At 64.9% G+C, this 513-nt stretch carries 1 protein-coding gene; it reads left to right on the forward strand.

The annotated features are described in order from the left end of the window. Positions 1-513: LPS-assembly protein LptD (locus D3H34_RS33795; protein ID WP_286186610.1), on the forward strand; the 513-nt coding region annotated here is incomplete at both ends.

Here is a 513-nt window from a genome sequence, read left to right on the forward strand (position 1 = left end):
GGCGATTCTTCCGAAGTGGAGTTTCTGGACCGCGAGCGCTCCATCGTCTACAACGCCACCTACACCACCTGCCAGCGCGACAACGAGGCCAGCTGGGAGCCCGACTGGGTGCTCAAGGCCCAATCTATCCATCTGGACCAGGGGGAGCAGGTCGGCTATGCGCGTGGCGCCAAGCTGCAGTTCAAGGGCGTGACCGTGCTGCCGATTCCCGTGGTGAGCTTTCCGCTGTCGGACCAGCGCAAGTCGGGCCTGCTGCCGCTGACCATCGGCCTGGACAACGTCAGCGGCTTTGAATACACCCAGCCGTATTACTGGAACATCGCTCCCAACCGCGACGCGACGCTGTCGAGCACGCTGATGACCAAGCGCGGCGTGAACCTCGGGGCGGAGTTCCGCTACCTCGAGCCCACCTACCAGGGCAAGCTGCAGCTCGAGTACATGCCTGGCGACCGTTTGCGCGACCGCGACCGCTGGTCCTACGGCCTGCAGCACCAGGGCCAGATCACCTCGCCC

The sequence above is a fragment of the Acidovorax cavernicola genome, from assembly GCF_003581445.1.